This is a genomic window from Acetobacter sp. ESL1128 (assembly GCF_058505085.1).
In genome coordinates this window covers 2,188,877-2,207,920 of the sequence record NZ_CP196369.1, presented here as the reverse complement: position 1 = coordinate 2,207,920, position 19,044 = coordinate 2,188,877, and the positions used below count along the sequence as shown (strand labels likewise).

Below are 19,044 nucleotides of genomic sequence, written 5' to 3'. Positions count from 1 at the left end.
TACGGGCATGCACCTTCTGGTCCGCGAAAACCGGACACTGGATGAACAGGATACAGCCGAAGACCTGGGCCTGCCCGGTGCGGATATTGTTGTTCTATCCTTTACAGAGAGCGATCTGCTGGGGCTGCGCCACGCGGCACAGCAGATGCGCGCGCAGGTGCATGCCCGCTTACCATCCGTTCAGGTGACAAGTCTGGCCCGCCTGCGGCACCCCATGTCGATCGACCTGTATGTGGAAAGTACCTTGCAGGGTGCCAGATGCGTGGTGGTGCGTCTGCTGGGTGGGCTGGATTACTGGCGTTACGGGGTGGAGGAGCTGGCTGCGTGGGCGCGCGAGCAGGCTGTGCCTGTCGTGTTTCTGCCCGGTCATACCGGGTGCGGTGGGGCTGGGCAGCCAGCAGGCGGTACGGTGGAAGATACCCGTCTGACCGAACTGTCCTACGGTGTGCAGGCCGCCCAATGGCAACGCCTGAACGGCTTTTTTGCCCAAGGTGGGCCGGATAACATGGCCGCGGCCCTGCGGCTTATGTCAGCCCTTGCCGGATATGGGGAGGATGACGGCACACAGCCCGAGCCTTTGCCCACATGGGGTGTTTACCGTAAGTATCCAGCAACTGGTGAGCAGGCGGTCTGTTCGGCTGTGCTGGTTTTTTACCGGGCACACCTTCAGGCATCGGACATGGCGGGGGTGGAACGGCTGGCCACGGTGCTGGCCGGGCAGGGCTGCACCGTGGCGGTGCTGTTTGTGACATCCCTCAAGGACCACGGCGTTGCGCAGGGTGTTGCTGAGTATTTGCGCCGCACAAAGCCCGATGTGGTGTTGAATGCCACCTGTTTTTCCGCTCGTGGGGGGCTGGGGAGTTCCCCGCTGGATGCGGCGTGTGCGCCTGTTTTGCAGGTGCTCCAGCCGGGCTGCACGCAGGCCTTGTGGGCTAAAAGCGCACGCGGACTGGGGCGCTCGGACCTTGCCATGCAGGTTGTTCTGCCAGAACTTGATGGAACAATCGCCACATTTCCCATTTCCTTCCGTCAGGAGGCGGCTCCGGGCCTGCCTGCACAGCGCGTGGCGTATGATGCCGGCATTGCCATGGTGGCGGCACGGGCCATGGCATGGGCGCGGTTGCGGCATACGCCTGTAGAGCAAAAACGGGTTGGTATTGTACTCTCGGACTACCCCGGCGCAGGGTTGGAGCAGGGCAGCGCGCATGTGGCTCATGCCGTTGGTCTGGACGGTTTTGCCAGCCTGCACAACATTATGGAGCATATGCAGCAGCAGGGGTACCAGCTGGGGGCGCAGCCGGTGCCAGCCGCGCAGGAACTGGCCCGCCTTATGGCTCAATCCCCCCCGCAGGCCGTTTTATCTCTGGCAGAATATAAAGCTTTAAGCGCGGAACTGCCGCCGGACTTCATGGCCACCATTGCGGACGCATGGGGCCCGCCAGAGCAGGATGCAGCGGTAAGGGATGGCGCATTCCACCTGCGTTACGTGGCTTTGGGTGCCATAACCCTTGCCGTGCAGCCCGACCGAGGAAAAACCGCAGAGCGTAAAGCCACTTATCACGACCCGGACCAGCCACCATGCCATGCCTATGTGGCGTTTTACCTCTGGCTCCGCCGCCGCCAAAAACTGGATGCACTGGTGCATCTGGGCACACACGGCACGCTGGAATGGCTGCCGGGCAAGGCAACGGCTCTTTCCCCGCTCTGTGCGCCTGCTGTGCTTACGGGGGATATGCCGGTTATTTACCCCTTTATTGTCAATAATCCGGGGGAGGCCGCTGCTGCCCGCAGGCGTCTGGGTGCTGTAACCATCGGGCATATGACGCCCCCGGTCATGCAGGCCAGCCTGTCGGGTGAAATGCAGGAACTCGAACGCCTGATTGATGAATACGCAGAGGCCGATGGGCTGGACCCCCGCCGTGGTGCCCTGCTGCGGGCGGATATTCTGGAGCGTGCAACCCGCACGGGTGTTCTGGCCGAAAGTGGTGTCAGGCCCGGCGAGCTGGATGAGACAGAAGCACTGGCACGGCTGGATGCGTATCTGTGCGATGTCAAGGACCTGCAAATCCGTGACGGGCTACATGTTTTTGGCAAAACAGCACCGCGCTGTACGGCTCTTGTGCAAACCATTGCACAGGCCTGTGCCCGGCAGGGGGACCAGGCATTTGTGGCCGATGTTGCGCAACGCATAAAGCAGTGCGGCACGGCGGAAATGCACGCCCTGCTGGCAGCTCTGGCAGGGCAGCCGGTAGCGGCCGGGCCAGCCGGTGCTCCCACGCGTGGGCGTATTGACGTGCTGCCAACCGGGCGCAACCTTTTTACCGTGGACCCGCGCGCCCTGCCAACGCCGTCTGCCGTGGTGCTGGCGACCCGGATGGAGCAGGTCCTGCTGACCCGCCACCTGCAGGAACACGGCGAACCCCTGACCAGACTTGTTATGGATATGTGGGGTTCAGCCAGCCTGCGCACGGGGGGGGAGGACCTGGCTCTGGCCCTGCGCCTTATGGGGGTGGAGGTGCAGCGCACTGCCAGCACGGGCCATGTGTGCGGGTTTGAGGTCATTCCCCTCCCCGTGCTGGACCGGCCTAGGGTGGATGTCACGCTCCGTATTTCCGGCCTGTTCCGGGATGCTTTTGGCGAGCAGATTGCCCTGTTCGATCAGGCGGTCAGCGCAGTTGCCGCTCGGCGTGAACCTGATGACTGGAACCCCCTTGCAGCACAGGCCCGTGGGTTGGAAGGGGAGGCCCGCAAACGGGCAACCGCACGTATTTTTGGTGCAGCCACAGGAAGTTACGGTACCGGGGTGGAGGACCATCTGCTCCACGGCACATGGCATAACCGTGAAGAACTGGGGGCCGCATGGCTGGAAGGTTCCTCGTGGATGTATGGTGGCGGGCGGGATGGCACGCGCGATCAGGCAGCCCTGTCCACCCTGCTGGGGCGGGCGGAAACCGTCCTGCACGTGCAGGACAATGCCGAAACCGACTTGCTGGAAAGCCCCGATATTGCTGCGCATGAAGGGGGGCTGGCCGCCGCCAGTCACATGGCGGGGGGCGCACCTGCGGTTCTGCATGGAGATACCTCCCGCCCACAGTCCCCCCGCCTGCGCGGCACAGCAGATGAGGTCGCCCGCATTGTGCGGGGCCGTCTGGCCAACCCGCAATGGATAAAAGGCATGCAGCAGCACGGATATGCCGGTGCCGCCGAACTGGCGCGCGGGCTGGACGCGCTGCACGGTTTTGCCGCCACCATGCTCCAGCGCTTTGACCCGCAGTTTGATCTGGTGTTTGCCGCAACACTGGGGAATGCGGAGTGTGATGATTTTTTGCGTCAGGCCAACCCCGCGGCAAGGGAGGCCATGCGCCAGCGCTTTAAGGAGGCCATGCGGCGTGGCCTGTGGCACCCACGCGGTAACAGCGTGGCCTGTGTGCTGGATGAGGGTGAATAACGCATGACAACACGGGCCATTATGGTCGCTGCTCCACGGTCTGGCGGGGGCAAGACAACGCTTACACTGGCCCTGCTGGCAGCGTTTGGCAGGCGGGGTTTGCGGGTTGGCGCGGTCAAAACCGGGCCGGATTACATAGACCCGGCTTTTCATGCCGCCATTACGGGCCGTCCGGGCCTTAATCTGGATAGCTGGTGCATGCCCGATGCCCTGCTGGGCCGTGTTATGCAGGCCGCTTGTCAGGATGTGGATATTCTGGTCGTGGAATCGGCCATGGGGCTGTTTGATGGCTTATCCCTGCCCGACGGGCAGCGGGGAGCGCCGTCCGATATTGCTGCGCATTTTGGTATTCCGGTTCTGCTTGTGCTCGACATGTCGGGGCAGGGGCAGTCTGTGGGGCCAATCGCCAGAGGGTTTGCGCAGTGGTCCCCCCATGTGCAGGTGAGCGGGGTTGTGCTCAACCGCGTGGCCTCCCCCCGGCATGAGCGGCTGGGGCGCGAGGCCGTGCAGGCCGCGCAGCTACCCGTTTATGGCGCATTGATGCGGCAGATGGGGCAAACCCTGCCAGAGCGGCATCTGGGGCTTGTGCAGGCGCGTGAGCACGGGAACCTCGCTGGCTGGCTGTCCGATCTGGCAGACAAGGCCGAGCGTGAACTGGATCTGGATGGTATTCTGGCTGCTGCCCGGCCTTTGCAGGGCGGAGTGGGGGAAGAACTATCCCAGACCGGCGTGTTACCGCCACCGGGGCAGCGGATTGCCGTGGCGGATGATGCGGCTTTTTCCTTCCTGTATGGGCATCTGGCCCTGTTCTGGCGGCAGGCTGGTGCGGAGCTGGTGCCTTTTTCCCCTCTGGCGGATGAAGCCCCGGACCCATCCTGCACAGCCTGCTGGCTCCCCGGTGGTTACCCCGAACTCCATGCAGGCGTGCTGGCGGGGGCTGCCACCTTCCGTACCGGGTTGGCGCATTTTGCCCGCACACGGCCTGTGCACGGCGAATGTGGGGGCTTTATGGTGCTGGGGCAGGGGCTGGAAGATGCACAGGGCGTGCGGCACGGCATGGCAGGTTTGCTTGGCCACAGCACGTCTTTTGCGCGACGCAAGTTGAATCTGGGCTACCGTGAGGCCACTCTTGTAGCCGATGGTGTTCTGGGTGCGCGTGGGGCGCGTTTGCGCGGGCATGAGTTCCATTATGCCACCGTGCTGGAGGGGGGGCAGGATGCTCCACTGGCCAGCCTGCGCTCTGGCATAGGTGAGGAACTGGGGATGTGTGGTGGCCAGCGTGGGTTTGTGTCTGGCTCCTTTTTCCATGTGCTGGCCAGTGTGCCAGAGCCGATCACCATGTCTTGCGCCTGAATTAAGGGGGTGGTGGTGTGCCCGGCTTGTCGGCAAAGTGTCTGGGGCAGGTCGGGGCCGGTTTGTCTGGCCCGTCTGGTCGGTGTGAACAACGGACAGAGATGAAAAGAGGAGACAGGCCATGCAGTCTTTTCCTGTATTGCTGGTAAGGCATGCTCCCGTGCTGCTGCCCGAAGGTGTCTGTTACGGCAGGCAGGATGTGGCGTTGCGTCCGGGGTGGGAAAAAATCGTGTCCGGGCTTTCTGTTCTGGCCAAGGGGGCGGTCTGCCGTGTGCTGTATAGCTCGCCAGCACAACGCTGCCGGGACATGGCGCAACGTCTGGCATTGGCAACCGGTATGGAACTGCGGGTGGACCCAAGGCTGGCCGAACTGGACTTTGGCCGCTGGGAAGGGCTGCGCTGGCAGGATATCGAGCGCAGGCAACTGGATGAATGGGCCAGGGATCCATCCAGCTTTGCCCCGCCGGAGGGGGAGAGCGGTCTGGCGCTCTGCCACCGCATTACCGACTTCTGGCAGGATATGCACCGTAAGGGGGAGGCCGCGTGTGTGCTTTCACACGGCGGGCCGTTGCGCATTCTCAGCGCACTGGCGGCGGGGGAGCAGCCGGAACTGCTGGCCCCTTCCATGCCGCAGGGCTTTGCCCGGCTGTTTATGGTGGAGCAGGCCGTGACCCGCCCGGCCCTGCACCCTGTTGGGTGAGCCGCCCGTACACACGCATTGGACAGACAGAGAATACCAAAACCATGAGTAACGAGCAGCACAATACGCCAGAGCACGACGCCGAACGTCATAAGGAAAAAATGCGCAAACGCAAGGCTGTGCAGGATAAGGAGGTCGCCAGCAAAACCGGGGAAAAAGGTCTGCTGCTGGTTAATACAGGGCCGGGTAAAGGCAAGTCCACGGCAGCCTTTGGGCTTGCTCTGCGCATGCTGGGCTATGACCGGCGCGTGGTGGTGGTGCAGTTTATCAAAGGGGCATGGCATACGGGTGAGCGCCGGGCACTCGAACGCTTTGGCGATCTGGTGGAATGGCACAGCATGGGCGAAGGGTTTACGTGGGAAACACAGGACCGCGCGCGGGATGTGGCAGCGTGCGAACGCGCATGGGTCGTGGCAGTGCAGGCACTGGCCCGGCCGGATGTTGCCCTTGTGGTGCTGGATGAACTGAATGTGGCTCTGCGCTACGAGTATCTGGATATAGAGCGGGTGCTGGCGGATATTAACGCCCGGCCACAAAGCCAGCATGTTGTGGTAACGGGCCGTAACGCCAGACAGCCCATGCTGGACGCGGCTGATCTGGTCACGGAAATGACATTGGTCAAGCACCACTTCAAGGCCGGGATCAAGGCGCAGGAAGGCGTGGAGTTTTGAGCGCTCGCGTTCTTATGGTGCAGGGCACAGGCTCAAGCGTTGGCAAATCCACACTGGTTGCAGGGCTGGCGCGTGCTCTGGTGCGGCGGGGGCTGCGGGTATTGCCCTTTAAGCCACAGAACATGTCCAACAATGCCGCCGTTACACTGGATGGTGGAGAAATCGGGCGGGCACAGGCCCTACAGGCCCGAGCCTGTGGTGTGCCGCCCATAGCGGACATGAACCCGGTTTTACTAAAACCACAGGGCGAGACTGGGTCTCAGCTTGTTGTGCGTGGCCAGCGGGTGGATACGGTGGAGGCCCGGCATTACCAGAGCCGCAAAGAGCAGCTTATGCCGCAGGTTCTGCAAAGTTTTAAAAATCTGGCGGCCAGTGCGGATATTGTTCTGGTGGAGGGAGCGGGATCTGCCTCCGAAGTTAATCTGCGGCGGCATGATATTGCCAATATGGGCTTTGCCCGCGCCGTGCAGGCACCTGTTGTGCTGGTAGGGGATATTGACCGAGGCGGCGTGATTGCCAGCCTTGTGGGCACACAGGTCGTATTGCAGCCAGAAGATGCAGAGCGGATCAAGGGGTTTGTGGTCAACCGCATGCGTGGTGACCCAACCCTGTTTGCCGATGGTATGCAGTTTGTTGCCCAAAAAACCGGCTGGCAGGCGCTTGGGTTGGTGCCTTACCTGCCTGATGTACACGACCTGCCCGCCGAGGATGCCGCCGACCTCATGGACACTTTGCGGGCAAGGCGGTTGCAGGGACGAGTGGGGGATACGCAACCAGAACCCCGCTTGCGCGTGGTTGTGCCCATATTACCCATGATTGCAAATTTTGATGATCTGGACCCACTCTGTGCCGAACCGGGGGTCGAGGTTATTCCTGTTATGGAAGGGGAGGCCCTGCCGCAGGCCGATGTTATTCTGCTGCCCGGTTCCAAAGCTACTCTGGCGGATATGGCGTGCCTGCGCGCGCGTGGCTGGGCCGAGCGTATTGTAGAGCATGCGCAAAAAGGCGGTGTGGTTATGGGTATTTGCGGTGGCTATCAGATGCTGGGCCATAGCGTTGCCGACCCGCACGGCACGGAAGGCCAGCCCTGCACGGCGCAGGGGCTTGGGCTACTGCCCATCCACACCGTTCTGGGGGATGATAAAAAACTTGAATACGGCAAGGGTTTTCTGGCTCAGGGCGGTCAGCCCGTTGCAGGGTACGAAATGCATCTGGGGCACACCCACAGGCCGGAGGGCTTTACCCCTCTCCTGTGGTTGAACGGGCAGGCCGAAGGGTGCGTGTCGGGGAATGGCCGGGTCTGGGGCACATACCTGCATGGCGTGTTTACACACCGTACGGCCCGGCTGGCCTTGCTCGAACGTGCTGCAGGTGCCGCGTTTGCACCAGAGGGCATATGGGCGCAGGCCGGGCAGACCCTGCCGGACACGCATGATGGTGTAGTGGATGCCGCACTGGACCATCTGGCTGACCATCTGGAGCGGCATATGGATATAGACGCTCTTCTGGCACTGGCCAGTCTGCCGGTTTACGCTGCGTGATGGCAAAGGGGTGTATGCCCCGCACGGTACGGGCTAGCGGGCAATCCATTTGCGGCGTGCGGGGTTGCGCTGTTCCCAGCCACGGCGTTCCAGCTCGGGTGAGCTGGCAGGTTCCAGCGGATAGCCAACGCACAGATAGGCCAGAAACTGCCATTCCGGGTTAATGCCCAGCACCCTGTTGGCTTCTTTTGGGTCCAGAATGGAAACCCAGCCAACACCAATGCCCTGTGCGGTTGCTGCAAGCCAAAAGGTATGGATGGCCATAACGGCGGACCATGTGGTGGTCTGGGGCATGGTGCCCCGGCCTAGCCCGCGGCCTTGCGCGGGGTTGGTTTCGCAAAAAACGGCAATATGGTGGGGGGCATCGTCCAGCCCGGCCAGTTTGAGCGATGCGTAACGCTGGGCGTCGTCCCCGCCTCGTCCGGCCAGTTCACGCGCATTGCTGTGAGCAAAGTTCTCACGGATCGCATGGCGGCGGGTCGGGCTATCCACTTTTACAAAGCGCCACGGCTCGCTCAGCCCCACGGAGGGAGCCAGGCAGGCGGTTTCCAGCAGGTGTGTTAGGGTACGGTCGGGGAGCGGGTCTGTCCGGAAATGGCGCACATCCCTCCGCCATGTAAAAAGCTGCTCAAGTTCGGCTGCAAAAGCGGGGGAAAAGGAGGGTGCATTCATACCCCTATCATGCCGCCAAGTGCAGCGCACAGCAACCCGGCAATAAGCACGCCGCATGCACGCCGGTACAGGCGCAGCCCACGCTCCAGATCAGCCACACCGGCTCCGGACGTGCCGCTGCCAATCCATGGGTCTTTGGTCATTTTGCCGCCATAGGAGCGCGGGCCTGCCAGCAGGGTGTTCAGGGCTGCGGCCATGGCGGCTTCCGGCCAGCCTGCATTGGGGGAGCGGTGGCGGGGCGCATCGCGTTTTATGGTCCGCCAGATATGGGGCCATTGCTGCCGTGGGGCGGCCAGCATCAGGCACAGCGCAGCCAAGCGGGACGCTGGCAGGTTGATCAGGTCATCCAGTTTGGCCGCAGCCATGCCAAAGGCTCTGTAACGGGGGTTAAGATGGCCGATCATGCTATCGGCGGTGTTGACACATTTGTAAAAAACCGCCCCCGGCAGGCCAAACAGGGCGGTCCAGAACAATGGCGCCACAATCCCGTCTGAAAAGTTTTCGGCCAGACTTTCCAATGCCGCGCGCACAACTGCGGCTTCATCCAGTGCGCTGGTGTCGCGCCCTACAATCATGCTTACGGCTTTACGGCCAGCAGACAGGCCATTGTGGCGCAGGGCTGTGCCCACAGCCTGCACATGCACCCATAGCGAGCGCTGTGCCACAAGCGTGCTGGCCAGCCCTGCCTGCACAAGCAACATGACAGGGGCAGGCAAAAGAGTATAACCCACCCCAAGCAGGCCGGCTGTAAGGGTAACGGGTATGGCAATAATCAGGGCCAGTGCCACAAACCCCAGTAACCGCCGTGTGCGCTCGGATGTGTTCATCCTGTTCAGCACATGTTCGAGCCGGTCGATCAGCGCGCCAATCCACATCACGGGGTGGCCGATCATGTTTAGCAGGGGGGCGGGGTAACCCCAGGCGGCTTCCATGCCAGCGGCAAGGGCTGCCACTGGCAGGGTGATGGAGAGGGGGAAGAACAGCATGGGGGCGGGTATGAACACTAGGCTGGCACAAAAGATCACGGACGCTACCATGCACCACGTAGCACCGCCTAACGGTTTGTCCTCCACAACAGGTGCTGCAGAACTGCCGGTGCCCAGCCATGGCGGGCAGGTGCAGGCTGTCATGCGGCATTTTGTGGGCGCGCCGGAGCCTTTTATAGACCTCTCCACAGGGATTAACCCCGTTGCATACCCGTTAGTCTGGCCAGACCCGAAAACCCTGCAACGCCTGCCCGAAGAAGGGGAAGAGCAGGCTTTGCAACAGGTTGCCGCTCGCGCCTATGGCGTGCCATCGCCCGACATGGTGGTAACCGGGGCTGGCAGCCAGAGCCTTATAGCCCTGCTGCCCCGGTTGCTGGGGGCACGGAGGGCCTGTGTGCTGGGGCCAACCTATTCTGGCCACGGGCAGGCGTGGGAGCACAATGGTGTGCCATGGAGCGGCGTGGAGCACGTGCAGCAGGTCCGCCAGGCCGCACAACAGGCGGGAACGGCCTGTGTGATCTGTAACCCCAATAACCCCGATGGCCGCCTGCTGAACATGCAGGACCTTGCTACACTGGCGGAACAGTGCGCAAAGGCGGGGAGCTGGCTTGTGGTGGATGAGGCTTTCGGGGATTTTGCCACCCATAGCGTGGCTTCCCTGCTGCCGCACCCGGCACTTGTCGTGCTGCGTTCGTTTGGCAAGAGCTACGGCCTGCCGGGTGTGCGGCTGGGCTTTTTGCTGGCGGCTCCCGCACAGGCACAAAAGGCGCGGTCCCTGCTGGGTTCATGGCCGGTCGGGGCAGTCGCCCTTGCCGCGGGCACGCAGGCACTGGCCGATACGCACTGGGTGCAGCAGGCGGCGCAAAAAGCCCGTCTGGACCATGCAAGGCTGGTAGAGATGCTGCATGGCGCAGGCCTTGCATGGCGGGGGCAGGCTACGTTGTTCACGCTGGTTGATACCCCCCATGCCTATGGGTTGTGGGTGCATCTGTGCCGCCACGGCATTGTAACCCGCCGCTTTGCCGGGTGCTCCCATAGCCTGCGGATTGGCTTGCCCGCCAACGAGGCAGAATGGACCCGGCTGGCATGTGCGCTCAAGGCATGGCAGGTGGCCCGGCAGGAGGCGTAAAAAAGAGATGAACGCGGCGTGGAATGGCGGATTTTAGCGCCTCATGGCCGTAAAATCCTGCCTTGTCATATTTTCATCAAACTGTTTGTCACGCTTTCCTCTTCCCTTTTTTGCGGCATGGTTCATAGAAGGAAACAGGCAGAAAAGGATACCGCCATGCAAGACCAAGACGAAGTGATCGTAGGCTACCTCATCCAGCGTGAAGATGCAGAGGGCGAACTGTCCTTCTGGGAGCCACGGAACGAGTGGCAGGAAGACCCCAACGAAGGCAAGCTCTACGAAAAGGTGGAAGAAGCCGAAGCAGACGCCAAGGCCCTGCAGGAAGGGGACGACGCGACCATTACGGTAGAACTGGTCTTTGAAGCAGACGACGAAGACTGGGACGAAGACGAAGACGAAGAAGAAGACGCCCCCAAAGCCTGATAAGGCCCCTTGCGTGCCGCTTTAACAGGGCGGCACGCAAATGCGGGTGCTTGTATGCGGCAGGGCTTAGGCTAATGCCGCGTAAAAGCTCAGCAGCAGGCATTCCGCCACCACTGCGCAGCACCCCAGCACATCCCCCGTAAAACCACCAAGCAGACGTCTGGCGCATAATGCAACAAGTGCTGCCGTGGCGCAGCCGATGCCCGCAGGTGCCGCCATAAGTGCCAGAGAGGCCCACAGGCTTAGCCCTGCATGGCCATATGCCAGAACGCTCAGGCAGGCCATGACCCCCACCGCCACAAAAACCGCTCCCCACAGGGAAGGAAAGGGAAGGGGGGAGAGCATGCGCGCCAGCCCGTTGGCGCGGGCCGGGGGCACAAGGGCTGGCACCAGCAGCATGGCCATTCTGGCAAGGCAGGCGGTTGTGGCGCATCCCCCAATGCTCGCCCATATGGGGAGTGCCGCCAGAGCGGCCGCACGTACAAGCAGGCTTAGCCCAAGGGCCATAACGCCGTAACTGCCCACATGGCTGTCCCGCATGATGGCCAGCCTGCGCTCTGGTGTGCTGCCACCACAACCATCGGCCATGTCTGCCAATCCATCTTCATGCAGGCCGCCTGTCAGGATGCTCTGGCAGGCAAGGGCCAGACCGGCGGCGGCAAGGGGTGGCACATGCACCATACGGAGTGCAGCGAGCACACTGCCGGTTAATGCCCCGATCAGGGCGGCAATAACCGGCCAGCACCAGATTGATCTGGCCAGTGGCCAGGGTTGGGTGCTGTCTCTGTCCGCAGGTGGGGCCAGCCATGTGGAGGGCAGGCGTGTCAGCAGGCTCAGGCCGCATGCAAGGTCCAGCCTGCGCCTGTCCAGCCAGTGGCCGGGCTGGGCGGATGTCATGCTTTTTCAGAAACAGCAGCTTGGGCAAAGGTTGCCATGCCTGTATGGCACGCAACCGCCGCCCGCAGGATGGGAATAGCCAGTGCGGCACCAGAGCCCTCGCCAAGGCGCAGGCCAAGTCCGCTCAAAATGGGCCGCATATGCAGGTGTCGGGCCAGTCGGGCGGTATGGCCTGCTTCGGTCGGGCAGTGGGAGAGGGCGGTATGCTCCAGCGCATTGGGGCGCAGGTGTACCAGAGGTGCAACCGCTGCGGTGCAGACAAACCCATCGAGTATGACGGGAATACGCATCAGCCGGGCAGCAAGGGTAGCCCCCAGTGTTGCGGCCAGTTCGTACCCGCCCAGACGGCGTGCCACTTCCAGCGGGTGTGCCAGATGGGCGGCATGGTGCTGGAGTGCTGTGTCTATAACCCCGGCTTTATGTGCCGTGCCTGCGGCGTCCAGCCCGGTGCCCTGACCGGCCCAGTCTGCACCGCTCTGGCGGGTCAGGGCGGCGCACAGGGCAGAGGCAGCGGTTGTGTTGCCTATGCCCATTTCGCCCAGACAGAGCAGGTCGCATGTCCGGGGCACAGCGTTAAAACCGACCTGCACGGCAGCCAGAAAATCCTGCTCCGTCATGGCCGGGCTGGTGGTAAAATCCGCGGTGGGAACCAAGTTGTTAAGTGCGACTACCGCCAGTTCCGCCTGTGCCACGCGGGCAAGCTGGTTAATGGCGGCCCCTCCCTGCTCAAAGTTCTGCACCATCTGGGCCGTGACCTCCACAGGCCAGGGCGAGACATGGTGCGCCATAACACCATGATTGCCTGCAAAAATGAGCACCTGCACGTGTTCCAGCCGGGGGGGCGCGCTGTGTTGCCATCCGCCTAGCCAGCGTGTCATCTCCTCCAGATGGCCAAGGCTGCCGGGTGGTTTGGTCAGCTCCGCCTCCCTTTGCGCTATGGTCTGCTGTGCCTGCAGGCTGGGTGGGGGCAGATCCGCGCACAGGGCCTCCAGTGCAAGCATGGAGGAAAACGGGCCGGGCTGGGGAGGGGGGGAAGAAGAGGGCATGGTGGTAATTGTGTGCTGTTATGGAGGTTCACGCAAATGGAAACAGGGGCAGACGCGCGTATGCACAGTGTAAGGCTCGATCTCCACAAGGGAGGTGCCGCAGGTAGCCTGCTTGTGCTGGGTGGCGCAAGATCAGGCAAAAGCCGCTTTGCCGAAAACGCCATAACAGCTCTGCCCGGCCCAAGAATATACCTGGCCACGGGCCGCGCATTTGATGATGAAATGCATGACCGCATTGCCCGGCATAAGCGCGAGCGCGCCAGTGCAGGCTGGCAGACGGTGGAAGAAGCCCTGAATGTGGCCGATGTGCTCCACCAGCACGCCAGCACCCCGGTTTTGCTGGACTGCCTGACCTTGTGGCTGACCAATCTTCTGCTCGATGGGCGGGAGGTGGAAGGCCCCACTACAGCCATGCTTGCCAGTTTGCACGCACGCACCGCTCCGACGGTTATGGTGGGGAACGAGGTCGGGCTGGGTATTGTGCCCCAAAGCCCGCTGGGGCGGCGCTTCCGGGATGAGGCCGGGCTTTTGCACCAGCGTCTGGCAGCCTGTGTGGGCAAGGTGGTGTTTGTGGCGGCAGGGTTGCCCATGGTGCTCAAGAATGAAGGTGCTTCTGCCTAAGTTACGGTAAGGGCCCGGTGGCAGGCGGAGGGTAAAACGCCCTTTGCCCGGTGGCGCGTGGTCTGCCATTATGGCGCTGGCTTTTTTGCGGGCATGCCAGCGCAGGGCGTAAAATGCAGCCAGACCTCTTGCGCACTTGGGCGGAAGATGGTGAGTGGCTGACGCTTGTGTGGGCATAACCGGGTTATCACCATACCCGTTCATTTTGGCTGAGAGATGCATATGTCAGAGACACCAATCAACACCCAGCTTCTGATCGCAGGACAGTGGCAGGATGCGGCCGATGGCCGTACACTCCCCATTCTGGACCCTGCCAGTGGCGAGCTTATTGGCAAGGTTGCCCATGCCTCTGTTGCCGATCTGGATAAAACGGTGGCCGGTGCCGCTGTGGGTTATGACGCATGGCGCAACCTGAGCGCATGGGACCGCTATGCGATCATGCGCAAGGCTGCCGACCTGCTGCGTGAGCGTGCGGATGCCATTGGCCGGATCATGAGCCGAGAACAGGGCAAGCCTCTGGCTCAGGCCGTGATCGAAATTAATGCCGCCGCCGGTGTGATCGAATATTTTGGTGAAGAAGGCCGCCGCCTGAACGACGAACTGGTGCCCGCGCGCGTGCCAGATGTTGAACAGCGTGTGCTGCACCGCCCCATTGGTGTGGTGGCTGCCTTTACGCCGTGGAACTTCCCCATCAACCAGATTGCCCGCAAGCTGGGGGCAGCACTTGGGGCCGGGTGTGGTGTTATTGTTAAAGCTCCGGAGGATACCCCCGCCTCTCCGGCCGAGCTGATCCGCTGTTTTTGCGATGCGGGTATTCCCGCAGGGGCTGTGTCTCTGGTTTATGGCACGCCAGCGGAAATTTCGGAGTATCTGATAGCCCATCCGGTGGTGCGCAAGATTTCCTTTACCGGTTCTACCCCCGTGGGCAAGCATCTGGCCGCACTGGCTGGTGGGCAGATGAAGCCGGTGACCATGGAACTGGGTGGCCATGGTCCGGTGATTGTCTGCCGGGATGCGGATCTGGATCAGGCGGCCGAGCGTGTGGCTGCTGCCAAGTTCCGCAATGCCGGGCAGGTGTGCATCGCCCCCACCCGCTTTTTGCTGCACAAGGACATTGCCGCTGCGTTTATTGAAAAGTTCAAGGCCCAGATGAGCGCGCTCAAAATTGGCCGTGGGCTGGACGCAGGCGTGACAATGGGCCCCGTTATTAACGAACGGCGCGTCAAGGCATTGACCGAACTGGTGGATGACGCCCGCGCCAAAGGGGCAGAGCTGTGGCAGCCCGATACCGCGCTGCCTAACAAAGGCTTTTTCTTCCCCCCGACGCTGGTGCTCAAGCCCACATTGGATATGCGGGTCATGCAGGAAGAACCGTTTGGCCCGATTGCCATTATGGATGAGTTTTCCGAACTCGCAGACGCCGTAAAGGAAGCCAACCGTCTGCCTTACGGTCTGGCTGCATATGTGTACACAAGCTGTGAGCGTACAGAACGCCTGCTGGGTGAAAAACTGGAAGCTGGCATGGTGGCTATTAACCACCACGGTATTGGCGTGCCGGAAGTGCCGTTTGGCGGCCTCAAGGATTCCGGTTACGGCACGGAGGGTGGCCCTGCTGCTCTGCGGGCGCACACGATCATCAAACTGGTTTCCAGCCTGCATCGGCCATCTGCTTACTAAAAGCATTTGGTTTTATCATCGGGTTTAAAAAATGCCGTGCGCTGGTGGAGCGCACGGCATTTTTGTATGTAAAAGACGGCTAAAAAATCAGAAAGTGGCAGAAAGACTGACGTTGAACGAACGACCCATGCCCGGCATGGGCATGCGTGTGCCATCGCGCTTTAAGTCGTATGTCAGAATACCGCCAAGAGGCATGTAGTAAGCCTGATTCAGCACGTTATCGATCCCTGCTGTCAGGGTCATCATTTTCCAGTTGTAACTGCCGTTCAGGTTCAGCAGCGCATAGCCGGGGGTGCGGGGCTCGTTACGGAGTGAGTCCACGGTATCCTTGGCTTTGACAAAGTTCATTTCTGCCCGGCCTGTCCACGGGCCTACGGTTTCGTTCAGGCCCAGTGTGCCGTTCAGGGGCATCTGCTGGTACAGGCCGGTATGGGTGACCTTGTCCTGCCCACGGACCCAGTTGAGCACGCCGGTTATTTCCCCTTTGCCGTAACGGCTTGTATTCCACACCGTATAATGGCCGGAGGTGTTAATGCCGTACATCTGGGCATTATGGTTTTCAAAAATATACTGGTTACTGTTGGCGCTCAGGTTTTTGACAAAATTGACGTTAATGTAGTTGTGCACATAGGTGTAATAGGGCTGCACCTTCAGCTCCCACCTCTGGGCGGAGGTGGGGTCATGCCAATCGAATGTTACGCTGGCCGTGTTCCCGATTTCGGACTTCAGGTTCGGGTTGCCAACGTAGCCGTTGCCATCACCAAACCAGCCGATCATTTTGGAGGACATGCCTCCCTGCCCCCATGCATAGCGCTCGTACAGGTTGGGCGCGCGGGATTTGCGGGCATAGCCTGCTTCTATGGTCAGGCTGTCTGTCGCTTTCCAGCGGGTCAGGGCGGTGACGTCAAAGTTTACGTCCGAGCGCCCGTGGTTAATGCGGTTGAAGTTGTCGGCGGCTTTTATGTCCGCAGCACTCATCATGCCGGTCCAGGAATAGGGCGAAACATTGCCCGTGTTCATCATGACCAGGTCATTGCGCAGGCCAAGCAGGGTGGAAACGCGGGGTGTCCACTGGGCCTCCCATTCGGCAAAGTGGCCCAGTCGGTCTCTATGGCCGTTATTGATGTTGTTGAAGGTGTTGGGCCCCATCATCATGCTGCCAACAAGGGGGGGCCACCAGTCCCGCAGGCCTTCATGGTCGAATGAGCTGCCAAGGCGGAGTGTATGCTGGCGGGCCAGCGGAATTGTGGCCTTTATGGAATAACCAGCCGAGCGCTGGTCATCATTCATGGGCATGCCTTTTGTGGTGGAGTGTCCACCCTTGTCATCCAGCATGTTCATGGCGTGGGTGACGCGCTGCCAGTGGCCACGGGCTTCCAGCGTACCCCAGTTGAAGTCCCCCACATATTTGCCGTTTACGTAGGTGGAGCGGTTGTTGGTCATGTCCATGTACTGGTTGGCAAACCCTTCCCGCGGGGCGTCCTGCTGTCCAAAGGTCAGCACCAGCAGGTGGTTTTTCTTATGTATGCCAAGCGTTACGTCATGCGTGTAGCGCACGTATTCGGTCGATCCGACTTTACCTATGCCGCCCCCGCCGCTGTAGTCCTCCGACTGGTCGTAAGAGGCATTGTAGCGTAGGCTGAAGGTGTCGTTCGCAACGGTCATACTGCCTGCGGCGGAATAGCCGCCACCATTGCTGCGGTAGGTGCCGCGTGCGCGCCCGGTAAACAGGATTTTGCCGTGGCGGGCAAAGCGTGGGTCTGCGCGTTCCACATCAATGGTGCCACCCAGACTGTCCCCCCCATTGCTGACCGATGTCAGCCCTGCAATGGCGGTTGCGGTCTCCACACTGTCAGGGTCGATGTAAGAGAGTGCAGGGTTCATGTGGTTAGGGCAGGCGGGGTTGATGCGCACGCCATCCACCACGGTTGCAACCCGGTCATCCGCCATGCCGTTGAGCACGGGCAGGTTGGCTAGCCGCCCCCCGCCGTAACTGCTGAAACCTGGCTGGTTACGGAAGAGCGATGCCGCATCCGGGCTGGAAAGGCGCGACATGCGAGCCGAGCTTTTATCAACCTGTGACGCACTTAAAAGGCTATCGGCCAGAGCGGCATCTTCCTGCGCGGTGGAAATATCCACCCGTGGAAGGGTCACAACAGTTGCGGCCAGGCCGGGGCTTGCGGCGCAGGGGAGTGCGCACGCAGCCATAAGCCACAGCCAGTTACGCTGGCTGCGGGCAAAAAATGGATAGGACATAAACAGAAAAAACCCTGTTCAAAGCATACTGAGTAAAGTCCCCGGCCAAGAGCACACGGGCGCAAGCGCGCAGATGCACCAAAGCGGGGAGCGAGGTTTCAGAAAGCCTGAAGCAGGGTAAGGGGTGGTCCGCGGGAGGGGGGCAGGCCCAGAATGCAGGCGGGTGGTGCCCGTGGGGCGGAGGCCGCACTGCCACGGCGGATCCAGCGCAGGGCAGGGGCTGGCAGAAGCAGGAAAACAGCAGGCAGTGCCGCAAAAAATGCCAGTAATGGGCAAAGCGGGCAGCTTGCCTCATCATGATGATGGGTGGGGTGCTGCTGCTGGTTTTTTTGCGCACTGGCCATGCAGGGCATGTGGTGCATGCTGCCCCCGGGCATGGGGGCGCAGTGTGCCTGCGCAGTGTGCGGTTGTACCGCATGCGGAGCAATATCTATGCCTGTCAGCCGGATAAGCGTTGCACGGGGGAGCTCTTCTGGCAGGGAAAGCGACTGGAGCGCCATAAGCCCAACAAGACCCGCCAGCGTAACCATGACCAGCGGCCATAACAGCAGCGCGCGAATAATGGGGTTGCGACGGAACATAGGGCGGATCAGAAGCTTTTCAACAGTCAGAAGTACACAGGCACTTTGCCATGGTTGTGCCATGTTTGCGCTTTTATGAACCACCCTGTCAAATCAAACAGGGCTATGCCATAATTCAGGGCGGAGGCAGCACCGTGAGCAAATGGCATACAGACAGACAGGAACAGGTTGAGCCTGACCACAGGGCCGTGCCATGCGCGCCTGTGGAGTGTTCTGTTGGAGCGCTCAGGCAGCGCGGGCTGGCTATTGGGCTGTCTGACGAGCACAGGTTTGTCTGGCTGGTGGCTTTTGCCGTGGCGGTTCTGGCGCATGTTGCCATGACCGTGTGGCTGATCATGACAGTCTCTCCCCAGACCGGCACGCAGCAACCCGCTGCGGTTTCCATGCTGTTTGAAGTGCCCAAGGCACCATTGCCTGAAGCTGAACAGGCGCAGGCGGGGCAAACAGCTCCCAAACTTCAGGCCCAGCCCGCCCCGGCCATGGAAGATATGCCGGATATGGATCCGCAATCCCTTACTCAGAACGAGGCAGTGGTTCTGCCGCCTTCTGCCAGGGCTGAAGCCGAACATCTTCCCCCCGCATCTGCCGTGCCAAAAAAACTGGTTCAGCCCGCCCCGGCTATGCAGCACGACAAAAGTGTACAGGCCACCACCAAAGCGCCACCGGAGGCAGCGCATACGGGGGAAGGCACTACAACCGCTCATACCCATGCAAAAACGGATATGGCTGCAACAGGTGGGCACGCCGTGGCACCTCCCAGCGCTGCTGCTGCGGGGCAGAAAGGGGGCTTTCAGCTCTCCTGTTCTGCCCCCGAATCACACTACCCCGTATCTGCACGCCATTTGCATGAAGAGGGTGAGGCCGTGGCCGAAGTCAGTATCAACGCCAAGGGACAGGTAATTGCTGCAAGGCTGGTGCAAAGCACGGGGTATGATGATCTGGATGATCAAGCATTGCAGACCGTTAAAAATCTCCATTGCACTCCCCCTGAATCGGCTGTGGTCACGGGCCGGATACCTGTTGGCTTCCACATTCAGTAATTA

The 19,044-nt window shown here is 61.3% G+C and carries 16 protein-coding genes; 10 read left to right on the top strand and 6 right to left on the bottom strand.

What is annotated here, in order from left to right:
• The first annotated feature begins 7 nt into the window (after window positions 1–7).
• From cobN to ACSYTG_RS10200, 5 genes are all read left to right on the top strand, one after another.
• A complete protein-coding gene (gene cobN / locus ACSYTG_RS10220; RefSeq protein WP_489783292.1) occupies window positions 8–3,448 on the top strand; it encodes a cobaltochelatase subunit CobN in 3,441 nt (1,146 codons plus the stop codon).
• A gap of 3 nt (window positions 3,449–3,451) precedes the next feature.
• On the top strand, window positions 3,452–4,801 hold the full coding sequence (locus tag ACSYTG_RS10215) for a cobyrinic acid a,c-diamide synthase CobB (protein ID WP_489783293.1): 1,350 nt from the start codon (window positions 3,452–3,454) through the stop codon (window positions 4,799–4,801).
• Between the two features lie 121 nt (window positions 4,802–4,922).
• A complete protein-coding gene (locus tag ACSYTG_RS10210; RefSeq protein WP_489783294.1) occupies window positions 4,923–5,501 on the top strand; it encodes a histidine phosphatase family protein in 579 nt (192 codons plus the stop codon).
• A 44-nt stretch (window positions 5,502–5,545) separates the two neighbouring features.
• Entirely contained in the window at window positions 5,546–6,172 is a 627-nt protein-coding gene (cobO, locus tag ACSYTG_RS10205) for a cob(I)yrinic acid a,c-diamide adenosyltransferase (protein ID WP_489783295.1), read from the top strand.
• 14 nt (window positions 6,173–6,186) lie between these two features.
• Window positions 6,187–7,713 carry a cobyric acid synthase gene (locus tag ACSYTG_RS10200; protein WP_489783329.1) on the top strand — a complete coding sequence of 509 codons (1,527 nt, stop codon included), beginning with the start codon at window positions 6,187–6,189 and terminating at the stop codon, window positions 7,711–7,713.
• 33 nt (window positions 7,714–7,746) lie between these two features.
• On the opposite strand, the gene bluB is transcribed toward ACSYTG_RS10200, so the two are convergent.
• Both bluB and cbiB read right to left on the bottom strand, forming a co-directional pair.
• Window positions 7,747–8,385, bottom strand: coding sequence for a 5,6-dimethylbenzimidazole synthase (gene bluB, locus ACSYTG_RS10195; protein WP_415424436.1), 639 nt, complete (start codon window positions 8,383–8,385; stop codon window positions 7,747–7,749).
• Window positions 8,382–9,371: an adenosylcobinamide-phosphate synthase CbiB gene (gene cbiB, locus ACSYTG_RS10190; RefSeq protein WP_489783330.1), complete on the bottom strand. Its 990-nt coding sequence runs from the start codon at window positions 9,369–9,371 to the stop codon at window positions 8,382–8,384. The genes bluB and cbiB overlap by 4 nt, the downstream gene beginning before the upstream one ends.
• Before the next feature lie 49 nt (window positions 9,372–9,420).
• On the opposite strand from cbiB, the gene cobD reads away from it, so the two are divergent.
• Both cobD and ACSYTG_RS10180 read left to right on the top strand, forming a co-directional pair.
• Complete coding sequence (cobD, locus tag ACSYTG_RS10185; RefSeq protein WP_489783296.1) at window positions 9,421–10,500, top strand: threonine-phosphate decarboxylase CobD; 1,080 nt, start codon at window positions 9,421–9,423, stop codon at window positions 10,498–10,500.
• Between the two features lie 156 nt (window positions 10,501–10,656).
• A complete protein-coding gene (locus ACSYTG_RS10180; RefSeq protein ID WP_489783297.1) occupies window positions 10,657–10,923 on the top strand; it encodes a hypothetical protein in 267 nt (88 codons plus the stop codon).
• A 66-nt stretch (window positions 10,924–10,989) separates the two neighbouring features.
• Here ACSYTG_RS10180 and ACSYTG_RS10175 read toward each other — a convergent pair whose 3' ends face one another.
• Window positions 10,990–11,820 (bottom strand): adenosylcobinamide-GDP ribazoletransferase, encoded by an 831-nt coding sequence (locus ACSYTG_RS10175; RefSeq protein ID WP_489783298.1) that lies wholly within the window; start codon window positions 11,818–11,820, stop codon window positions 10,990–10,992.
• Window positions 11,817–12,866: a nicotinate-nucleotide--dimethylbenzimidazole phosphoribosyltransferase gene (gene cobT, locus ACSYTG_RS10170; protein WP_489783299.1), complete on the bottom strand. Its 1,050-nt coding sequence runs from the start codon at window positions 12,864–12,866 to the stop codon at window positions 11,817–11,819. Before cobT ends, ACSYTG_RS10175 begins: the two co-directional genes overlap by 4 nt.
• A gap of 60 nt (window positions 12,867–12,926) precedes the next feature.
• Between cobT and cobU the strand changes: the two genes are divergently transcribed.
• Window positions 12,927–13,487: a bifunctional adenosylcobinamide kinase/adenosylcobinamide-phosphate guanylyltransferase gene (cobU, locus tag ACSYTG_RS10165; RefSeq protein ID WP_489783331.1), complete on the top strand. Its 561-nt coding sequence runs from the start codon at window positions 12,927–12,929 to the stop codon at window positions 13,485–13,487.
• 222 nt (window positions 13,488–13,709) lie between these two features.
• Complete coding sequence (locus ACSYTG_RS10160) at window positions 13,710–15,164, top strand: NAD-dependent succinate-semialdehyde dehydrogenase (protein WP_489783300.1); 1,455 nt, start codon at window positions 13,710–13,712, stop codon at window positions 15,162–15,164.
• 87 nt (window positions 15,165–15,251) lie between these two features.
• Here the strand turns inward: ACSYTG_RS10160 and ACSYTG_RS10155 are convergent, their stop codons facing one another.
• Window positions 15,252–17,420, bottom strand: coding sequence for a TonB-dependent receptor (locus ACSYTG_RS10155; protein ID WP_095349534.1), 2,169 nt, complete (start codon window positions 17,418–17,420; stop codon window positions 15,252–15,254).
• 98 nt (window positions 17,421–17,518) lie between these two features.
• A complete protein-coding gene (locus ACSYTG_RS10150) occupies window positions 17,519–18,064 on the bottom strand; it encodes a hypothetical protein (RefSeq protein ID WP_489783302.1) in 546 nt (181 codons plus the stop codon).
• A 71-nt stretch (window positions 18,065–18,135) separates the two neighbouring features.
• Between ACSYTG_RS10150 and ACSYTG_RS10145 the strand changes: the two genes are divergently transcribed.
• On the top strand, window positions 18,136–19,041 hold the full coding sequence (locus ACSYTG_RS10145) for an energy transducer TonB (RefSeq protein ID WP_489783303.1): 906 nt from the start codon (window positions 18,136–18,138) through the stop codon (window positions 19,039–19,041).
• Window positions 19,042–19,044 lie beyond the last annotated feature (3 nt).

Excerpts from the sequence above, each read along its gene's own strand:
- cobT (WP_489783299.1), bottom strand. The coding sequence starts at position 12,866 with ATGCCCTCTTCTTCCCCCCCTCCCCAGCCCGGCCCGTTTTCCTCCATG.
- ACSYTG_RS10210 (WP_489783294.1), top strand. The coding sequence starts at position 4,923 with ATGCAGTCTTTTCCTGTATTGCTGGTAAGGCATGCTCCCGTGCTGCTG.
- cobU (WP_489783331.1), top strand. The coding sequence starts at position 12,927 with ATGCACAGTGTAAGGCTCGATCTCCACAAGGGAGGTGCCGCAGGTAGC.
- ACSYTG_RS10160 (WP_489783300.1), top strand. The coding sequence starts at position 13,710 with ATGTCAGAGACACCAATCAACACCCAGCTTCTGATCGCAGGACAGTGG.
- cbiB (WP_489783330.1), bottom strand. The coding sequence starts at position 9,371 with ATGCTGTTCTTCCCCCTCTCCATCACCCTGCCAGTGGCAGCCCTTGCC.
- ACSYTG_RS10215 (WP_489783293.1), top strand. The coding sequence starts at position 3,452 with ATGACAACACGGGCCATTATGGTCGCTGCTCCACGGTCTGGCGGGGGC.
- cobN (WP_489783292.1), top strand. The coding sequence starts at position 8 with ATGCACCTTCTGGTCCGCGAAAACCGGACACTGGATGAACAGGATACA.
- cobD (WP_489783296.1), top strand. The coding sequence starts at position 9,421 with ATGCACCACGTAGCACCGCCTAACGGTTTGTCCTCCACAACAGGTGCT.
- ACSYTG_RS10200 (WP_489783329.1), top strand. The coding sequence starts at position 6,187 with ATGGTGCAGGGCACAGGCTCAAGCGTTGGCAAATCCACACTGGTTGCA.
- bluB (WP_415424436.1), bottom strand. The coding sequence starts at position 8,385 with ATGAATGCACCCTCCTTTTCCCCCGCTTTTGCAGCCGAACTTGAGCAG.
- ACSYTG_RS10155 (WP_095349534.1), bottom strand. The coding sequence starts at position 17,420 with ATGTCCTATCCATTTTTTGCCCGCAGCCAGCGTAACTGGCTGTGGCTT.
- cobO (WP_489783295.1), top strand. The coding sequence starts at position 5,546 with ATGAGTAACGAGCAGCACAATACGCCAGAGCACGACGCCGAACGTCAT.
- ACSYTG_RS10180 (WP_489783297.1), top strand. The coding sequence starts at position 10,657 with ATGCAAGACCAAGACGAAGTGATCGTAGGCTACCTCATCCAGCGTGAA.
- ACSYTG_RS10175 (WP_489783298.1), bottom strand. The coding sequence starts at position 11,820 with ATGACATCCGCCCAGCCCGGCCACTGGCTGGACAGGCGCAGGCTGGAC.
- ACSYTG_RS10150 (WP_489783302.1), bottom strand. The coding sequence starts at position 18,064 with ATGGCACAACCATGGCAAAGTGCCTGTGTACTTCTGACTGTTGAAAAG.